A 7,246-nucleotide genomic window follows, 5' to 3' on the forward strand; every position below is an offset into this window, starting at 1 on the left:
ACTTGACCACAGGGTGCCCCGTGAGCAGCAAGACCGTCCAGACGCTCGACCGCGTCGTCATCCGCTTCGCCGGGGACTCCGGCGACGGCATGCAGCTGACCGGTGACCGGTTCACCAGCGACACCGCTGCCCTGGGCAACGACCTGTCGACGCTGCCCAACTTCCCGGCCGAGATCCGCGCCCCCCAGGGCACGCTGCCCGGCGTCTCCAGCTTCCAGCTGCACTTCGCCGACCACGACGTGCTCACCCCCGGTGACGCCCCCGACGTACTCGTCGCGATGAACCCGGCCGCCCTCAAGGCCAACCTCGGCGACCTGCCCCGCGGGGCGACGATCATCGTCAACACCGACGAGTTCACCAAGCGCAACCTCGCCAAGGTCGGCTACAGCGACAACCCCGTCGACGACGGCACCCTCGACTCCTTCCACGTGCACGCGGTGGCCCTCACGAGCATCACCGTGGAGGCCCTGGCCGAGTTCCCGACGCTCACCCGCAAGGAGAAGGAGCGCGCGAAGAACATGTTCGCGCTCGGCCTGCTCTCGTGGATGTACACCCGGCCGACGACCGGCACCGAGGCCTTCCTCAAGAGCAAGTTCGGCGCCCGCCCCGAGATCCTCGCGGCGAACCTCGCCGCTCTCACCGCCGGCTGGAACTACGGCGAGACCACCGAGGACTTCGCCTCCTCCTTCATCGTCCCCGCCGCGACGATGCCGGCCGGCACCTACCGCAACATCACCGGCAACACCGCCCTCTCCCTGGGCCTGGTCGCCGCTGCGCACCGCGCCGGCATCCCCCTGGTGCTCGGCTCCTACCCCATCACCCCGGCATCCGACATCCTCCACGCGCTCGCTGCGCTGAAGCGCCACGGCGTCACGACGATGCAGGCCGAGGACGAGATCGCCGGCATCGGCATCGCCCTCGGGGCCAGCTTCGGTGGCGCCATCGGTGTCACGACGACGTCGGGGCCGGGGGTGGCGCTGAAGTCCGAGGCGATCGGCCTGGCCGTCTCCCTCGAGCTGCCGCTCATCATCGTCGACGTCCAGCGTGGTGGCCCGTCCACCGGACTGCCGACCAAGACCGAGCAGGCCGACCTGCTGCAGGCGATGTTCGGCCGCAACGGCGAGTCCCCGGTGCCGATCGTCGCGCCGAAGACCCCGGCCGACTGCTTCACCGCCGCGATGGATGCCGTTCGCATCGCGACGACGTACCGCACCCCCGTGTTCCTGCTGTCCGACGGCTACCTCGCCAACGGCTCCGAGCCGTGGTCGGTCCCGTCGGTCGACTCCCTGCCCGACCTCACCGTCGAGTTCGCGAGCGAACCCAACGGGGTCGACCCCAAGGGCGAGCCCACGTTCCACCCGTTCCTGCGCGACGAGCAGACGCTGGCCCGGCCGTGGGCCGTGCCCGGCACTGCGGGTCTGGAGCACCGGATCGGCGGCATCGAGAAGGCCGACGTCACCGGCAACATCTCCTACGACCCCGACAACCACGACCTGATGACCCGGCTGCGCCAGGCCAAGGTCGACGGCATCACCGTGCCCGATCTCGTCGTCGACGACCCGAGCGGCCAGGCTCGCGTGCTCGTGCTCGGCTGGGGATCGACCTTCGGCCCGATCGCGGCCGCGACCCGGGTCGTCCGCAACGCCGGGCACCCCGTTGCGCAGGCCCACCTGACGCACCTCAACCCCTTCCCTGCAAACCTCGGCGAGGTGCTGAAGTCGTACGACCGGGTCATCGTCCCCGAGATGAACCTCGGCCAGCTCTCGATGCTGCTGCGCGCGAAGTACCTCGTCGACATCCGCTCGCACACCTCGGTGCGTGGGCTTCCGTTCTCCACCGTCGAACTCGCCGACGTCATCTCCACCACCCTCGAGGAGCTCTCGTGAGCACCACCACCGATTTGGGGATGCCGGTCAGCGGCCTTCGTTCGGTCCCCCACCTCCCGGACGACGCTGACAAGCAGACCAAGCGCGACTTCACCTCCGACCAGGAGGTGCGTTGGTGCCCCGGGTGCGGTGACTACGTCATCCTCGCCGCGGTGCAGTCCTTCCTGCCCGAACTGGGCCTGAAGCGCGAGAACATCGTGTTCGTCTCCGGCATCGGCTGCTCGAGCCGCTTCCCGTACTACCTCGACACCTACGGCATGCACTCGATCCACGGGCGTGCCCCGGCGATCGCCACCGGCCTGGCCACGAGCCGTTCGGACCTGTCGGTGTGGGTCGTCACCGGCGACGGCGACGCCCTGTCGATCGGCGGCAACCACCTCATCCACGCACTGCGCCGCAACGTCAACATGACGATCCTGCTGTTCAACAACCAGATCTACGGCCTGACCAAGGGGCAGTACTCCCCCACGTCGAAGGTCGGTCAGGTCACCAAGTCCAGCCCGGTCGGGTCGGTCGACAGCCCGTTCAACCCCGTGTCGCTGGCGCTCGGCGCCGAGGCGACGTTCGTCGCGCGGGCGATGGAGTCCGACCGCGCCGAGCTCACCACCATCCTCAAGGCGGCCGCCGAGCACCGGGGCACCGCCCTGGTCGAGATCTACCAGAACTGCCCGATCTTCAACGACGGCGCCTTCGAGGTGCTCAAGGACCGCACCCAGCAGGAGGCGCGCATCGTGCGGCTGCGCGCCGGCGAGGCCGTCACCGTCGGCGCCGAGGGTGAGCGCAAGGTGCTCGTCCGGCAGGGCTCGGGCGTCATGAAGTTCATCGCCGAGGCAGAGGCCGCGTCCGGCGAGAAGGGTGCCGTCGTCGTCCACGACCCGGCGCTCGACGACCCGTCGCAGGCCTTCCAGCTCTCCCGGCTGGACTCCCCCGAGATGACGCACGTGCCCATGGGCATCTTCCGCCAGGTCGACCGGCCCACCTACGACGACCTCGTGCGTGCCCAGGTCGACGCCGCGGTCAGCACCGCGGGGGGCCCCGCCACGGACGCCGACCTCACCGACCTGCTGCTCGGACGCGACACCTGGACCGTGGGGTGACCCCGCCTCCGTCGGGCGCGGCCCCGACGGGAGGTGGGGAGGCCGAGCTACGGCGTGGCACGGCATACGCCTTCCTCGCCTACGGCATCTGGGGGATGTTCCCCCTGTACTTCGCGGCCCTCGAACCCTCCGGAGCCTGGGAGATCCTGGCCCACCGCATCCTGTGGACGTTGGCCGTCGTCGCCCTCGTGCTGCTCGTGCGGCGCGACCTCGCGTGGATCCGGCCGTTCCTGTCACGACCTCGTCTCGTCGCCGGCATCACGCTGGCGGCCCTGCTCATCGCCGGGAACTGGGTCGTCTACGTGCTCGCCGTGCTCACCGGTCGCACGTACGAGGCTGCCCTCGGCTACTTCCTCAACCCCATCGTCACCGTCGGCCTCGGCGTGCTCGTGCTCGGCGAACGGCTCAGGCGCCTGCAGTGGGCGGCGGTGGCCGTGGGCGCGGTGGCGGCGGTCTACCTCACGGTGGCCGGCGGGGTGCTGCCGTGGATCAGCCTCAGCCTGGCGTTCTCGTTCGGTCTCTACGGGCTGGTGAAGAAGCGGGTCGGCGCGAGCCTCGAGGCGCTGCACTCGTTGGCCGCGGAGACCGCGGTGCTCGCACCGGTGGCCGTCGGCGTCATCGTCGTGCTGTCGCTGCAGGGTGCGACGACCTTCGCCGGGCACGGCGTCGCGCACACGACGCTGCTCGTGCTCGCCGGGGTGGTCACGGCCGTGCCGCTGCTGCTGTTCGCCGCGGCTGCCCGGCGGATCCCCCTGGTCACCGTCGGCCTCATCCAGTTCATCACCCCGATGCTCCAGCTGCTCGTCGGGGTGACCCTGCTCGGTGAGCACGTGAGCGGCCGCCTGTGGTTCGGCTTCGGGATCGTCTGGGTGGCACTGGCGCTGCTGACCTTCGACTCGCTGCGTGCGGCCCGGGCAGCGCGCGCGGGGCGTCGCGAGCCGCCGGTCGAACCCTGCCCCTGACGCCCTCGTCCGACGCAGGGTCCGGCTACGTCACGGGTCGCGGCGGCGGTGGCGCAGGATGGCGTCGAGCTCGTCGATCGCGGCCTGCTGCTGGGCCATGAGGACGCGCAGCTGCTCGATCCGGGCGCGGGTGCTGTCGGCATCCTCGACCAGTGGCGCCTTGGGCGCGAGGAAGCGGTTGGCGAGGTAGCCGGTGAAGGTGCCGAAGATGCCGACCCCGATGAGGATGACGATGGACCCGAGCGCGCGCCCGCCCGTGGTGACGGGGTACTCGTCGCCGTAACCGACGGTCGAGATCGTCACGAGGACGTACCAGAGGGCATCCGGGGCCGAGGTGATCGTGGCGTCGGGGGCATCCTGTTCCAGGGCGAGAACCCACAGGCTCCCGAACTGCAGGACGAGGATGCCGAGCAGCAACAGGCTGAGCAGCGCGCTGCCCGCACGGTTGCGCAGCAGGCTGCCGCGAAGCCGGGCTGCACCGTGTTCGCGAAGCAGCATCGTCACCCGCACGAGGCGGAACAGCCGGAAGACCTTGACCACGGCCAGCGGCAGGCTCGACAGCAGGTCGGCCCACCCGTAGTGGCGGAACAGGTACTCGCTCCTGGACGGCGCGGTGACGAGCCGGTAGACGAAGTCGGCGAACAGGATCACGCTGATGAGGGCATTCATCACGAGCAGCACGGTGTCGAGCGAGAGGTCCTCGACGACGTAGAGCAGCACGACGTTGACGATCGACAGCAGCGAGACCGCCCCGATGAACAGCTCGTAGCCGGGGTCCTTCAGCTCCACCGACCGGTGTCCCGCGTGGCTCATGTCATCGCCCTTTCCGCCTGGTCGCATCACCAGCGGTTGTGGACGTCCTCGGCCCAGCCGAGCACGCCGTCGACACTGACCCGCTCCCCCGCATCATCGCGCATCCAGCCGCTCCAGTGACCGAAACACTGGTTGGCTCGCTGGGCGAGCACGCCCAGGTTCGTCGCGGAGGAGTGGTTCCAGAACGGCGTGAACGTCAGGTCGGCCAGGTCACCCCGCACCCGCCACGGCGCGAGCCAGTCGCGGGTGTCGTAGGACCACGACAGCTCCTCGCTGATCTTGTGGACGCGACCGTCCACCACGAGCGCGTTCTCGGTCGAGCCGGTGCCGTCGGTCCAGCGCCCACCGACCTGCACCCCGATGACCCGGCCATCGACGAGACCCGACCCGGCACCCCAGTTCCAGTGAACGGCATACGGCCAGCGACCCCGGCCGTGGTCGAGCACCGCCCACGAGTCACCGGCGGCGACGGGGTGCTCGACCCCGTCGACCCACAGGCTCCCCAGCGCCGGGCGCGCGATGTCCTTCACCGTGTACTGGAACCTACGGGCCGACCACGGCACGACGACGCCCATGGCCTCGTGGCCTGCGGGCCGCTCGGCCAGGACGTCGAGTCGCACCCGTGGCCCGTCCACGCTCAGGCGGGTGCCGCCGGATGCCGCCTCGATGGCGATCGTCAGCCCCCCTGCTGATGCTCGCGCCGGGTCGTCCCCGAGCCGCGCCGGCAGGCTGGCTCCACGGCCCAAGGGGTCGATGACGTCGTGGCTGACCGTCTCCCCCGAGCGCCGGTCGTGCACCCACACGGCATACACGCCTGCGTAGTCCAGCGACGAGACGGTGACGCCGACGAGGTGGGTCGGGGTCGTGACCGCCCAGTACTCCCACCGCTTGGCGCGGCCCCACCCTCGACGGCCTCGGCCGATCCGGCTCGTGTCGTGGAGCGGATGCCGGGTCCACCCGACCGCGTCCGGGTTCAGGGTGCCGTCGGGCCGGCAGACCTCGACCTCGGCCGTGATCTCACGTTCGGTGACCCGCATGGTGGCTCAGTCCCCGAGGAGGTGGCGGACGTGGGCGTTGGTGAAGCGCCGCCCGGGATCGAGGCGCTCGCGGACCGCTCGGAAGTGGTCGAACCGCGGGTACAGCTCGCGCAGCCGGTCGGCACCGAGGGTGTGCACCTTGCCCCAGTGCGGCCGCCCGGCGTGCTCGGCCACGATCGCCTCGAAGGCCTCGAACAGCGGCAGCGGGTCCATCCGGTGGTACTGGTGCACGGCCACGTAGGCGTTGTCCCGTTCATGCGCCGTCGACAACCACACGTCGTCGGCCCCGATGAACCGCACCTCCACCGGGAACGGCACGGGGGCGCGGGTGCGGTCGAACCACGCCCGCAGCTCCGCCAGCACCGCCTCGACCGCGTGGCGCGGGACGGCGTACTCGCTCTCGACGAAGCGCACCTCCCGCGAGGAACAGAACACCTTCCAGGAGTCGTCGGCGAACTCGCGCGCCCCGAGCACGCGCGCCGTCGCCCGGTTGATCACCGGCACGGATGCCGGGAGCGCGGCGGCCCCGCGGTTGATCACCTCGAAGACCCGGTTCGCGAGGAGGTCGTCGTCGAGCCGGGCCCGCCACGGGGCGAGCGGCGGTGGGCCCTGCTGCGGGCCGACGACGTCGTTGCGCTTGACCAGCACGCGGTCGGTGTGGGGGAACCAGTGCAGGTCGAGGTGGTCGTGGGTGTCTGCCTCGGCCTGGAGCCGGGGCAACAGGTCGCTGAGCGCCTCGCTCGACTCCTTGGCGTGCAGCCGGTACGCGGGTACACACGCGAGCTCGACCTCGGTGACGACGCCGAGGGCGCCCAGCCCCACGGCCGCCGCGGCGAAGACGTCCGGCTCGACGTCGCGCGAGCACTCCAGCGTGCTCCCGTCCGCCAGCACGAGGGTCAGCCCCGTCACGGCGGCCGCGATCCCCTGTCGACGGGTGCCCGTGCCGTGGGTCCCGGTGGCGATGGCTCCGGAGATGGTCTGGCGATCGATGTCGCCGAGGTTCGGCAGGGCCAGTCCGAGCCGCTGGAGCGCCGGGTTGAGGACGTGCAACGGTGTGCCGGCCAGCACCCTGACCCGGTTGCGCTCCCGATCGACGCCGATCACCCCACTCAGGCCATCGACGCGCAGCAGCATCCCGTCGGTCGCGACCAGCGGGGTGAAGGAGTGCCCGGACCCGGCCACCCGGATCCGCAGCCCGGCGCGGGCCGCCGCGTGCACGGCATCCACGACCGCCCGGGTCGTCCCCGCGTGCCGAACCTGCACGGGGGACGCCACGACGTTGCCTCCCCAGTTGCGCCAGCCGGTCATCCGAAGTTCCTTCCCTCACCGCGGTAGGACGGCACGCTGTCGACCAGCTGCCCGGCGCTCACGAGGTGCACGGTGTCGAACCGTTCGAGGAGCTCGCCGGCCTTGGCCCCACGAAGCCAGACGCGGTCACCGATGGCCAGGTC

The 7,246-nt window shown here is 70.9% G+C and carries 6 protein-coding genes; 3 read left to right on the top strand and 3 right to left on the bottom strand.

Features of this window, described 5'->3' with window-relative positions:
* Nucleotides 1–20: 20 nt before the first annotated feature.
* Genes PLL68_RS02055 through rarD form a run of 3 tightly spaced genes read left to right on the top strand, consistent with a single transcriptional unit; the run spans nt 21 to nt 3,945 of the window.
* Nucleotides 21–1,886, top strand: coding sequence for a 2-oxoacid:acceptor oxidoreductase subunit alpha (locus PLL68_RS02055; RefSeq protein ID WP_324531175.1), 1,866 nt, complete (start codon nt 21–23; stop codon nt 1,884–1,886).
* Between the two features lie 20 nt (nt 1,887–1,906).
* Entirely contained in the window at nt 1,907–2,983 is a 1,077-nt protein-coding gene (locus tag PLL68_RS02060; protein ID WP_324531201.1) for a 2-oxoacid:ferredoxin oxidoreductase subunit beta, read from the top strand.
* Nucleotides 2,980–3,945, top strand: coding sequence for an EamA family transporter RarD (rarD, locus tag PLL68_RS02065; RefSeq protein WP_324531177.1), 966 nt, complete (start codon nt 2,980–2,982; stop codon nt 3,943–3,945). The genes PLL68_RS02060 and rarD overlap by 4 nt, the downstream gene beginning before the upstream one ends.
* A gap of 30 nt (nt 3,946–3,975) precedes the next feature.
* Here the strand turns inward: rarD and PLL68_RS02070 are convergent, their stop codons facing one another.
* Genes PLL68_RS02070 through PLL68_RS02080 form a run of 3 tightly spaced genes read right to left on the bottom strand, consistent with a single transcriptional unit; the run spans nt 3,976 to nt 7,103 of the window.
* Complete coding sequence (locus tag PLL68_RS02070) at nt 3,976–4,758, bottom strand: potassium channel family protein (protein ID WP_324531179.1); 783 nt, start codon at nt 4,756–4,758, stop codon at nt 3,976–3,978.
* A 26-nt stretch (nt 4,759–4,784) separates the two neighbouring features.
* The gene (locus PLL68_RS02075) at nt 4,785–5,795 is read right to left on the bottom strand and encodes a DUF2804 domain-containing protein (protein ID WP_324531181.1); all 1,011 of its coding nucleotides are present in this window, start codon (nt 5,793–5,795) and stop codon (nt 4,785–4,787) included.
* A 6-nt stretch (nt 5,796–5,801) separates the two neighbouring features.
* Complete coding sequence (locus PLL68_RS02080; RefSeq protein WP_324531183.1) at nt 5,802–7,103, bottom strand: D-arabinono-1,4-lactone oxidase; 1,302 nt, start codon at nt 7,101–7,103, stop codon at nt 5,802–5,804.
* Between the last annotated feature and the right edge of the window lie 143 nt (nt 7,104–7,246).

The organism is Ornithinibacter sp. (assembly GCF_035443565.1).
Classification (GTDB): Bacteria; Actinomycetota; Actinomycetes; order Actinomycetales; family Dermatophilaceae; genus Fodinibacter.